Annotated in this window: 2 protein-coding genes; both read left to right on the plus strand. The window is 48.3% G+C overall.

The features are described 5' to 3' along the window. The coding region (locus A3735_RS32120) for an Hsp70 family protein (RefSeq protein ID WP_231882644.1) at window positions 1-217 on the plus strand (217 nt) is incomplete at its 5' end. 258 nt (window positions 218-475) lie between these two features. Next, on the plus strand, window positions 476-669 hold a 194-nt coding region (locus tag A3735_RS24770), incomplete at its 3' end, for a DnaJ domain-containing protein (protein WP_156499901.1).

Raw genomic sequence — 669 nt, forward strand, 5'->3', positions numbered from 1 at the left:
ACGTTTCGACTTGTCAGATATTCCTGCGGGCCCTCGTGGTATGCCTCAGATCGAAGTGACTTTTGACATCGAGGCAAAGATGTATGCTGAGCAAGCAGCAGCGGGCGCAGGCCCAGAAGCAGCAGCGCAAGGCGGTGCAGCAGAAGAGCCAGCTGGCGCAGCGGACGACAATGTGGTTGACGCTGAGTTTGAAGAAGTTAAAGACGACAAGAAGTAAGTTGTCGATAGGAGGGCGTAGCCCCTCCTGTTCTGAGACTTAAATAGCGTAATTTTTGAATCTTCTGGTTTGAAAGCTTACGTTTGAACGCGGAAGCATCGCCTTCCGCGTTTGCATATCTTCAGGTTTATTTTGCTAGGTCAGTTTGTATTAATGCGCAATAGAGCTATTGAGAGCTGCGCTAGCAAAATGATTCATCCTTCGGCAGAGGTCGGGGAAGAGTTTTATTTACGGTTTTATTGAATACGGTTGTTGCATATGTCGAAACGAGATTATTACGAAGTTCTGGGTATTGAACGCTCAGCTGATGCGAAGGAAGTTAAGAAGGCCTACAGACGCTTGGCGATGAAGTACCACCCGGACCGCAACCCGGATGATGCTCAAGCAGAAGAAAAGTTTAAAGAAGCAACTGAGGCTTATGAGATCCTTTCTGATGAGCAGAAGCGTGGCGC

The organism is Oleiphilus sp. HI0061 (genome assembly GCF_001635675.1).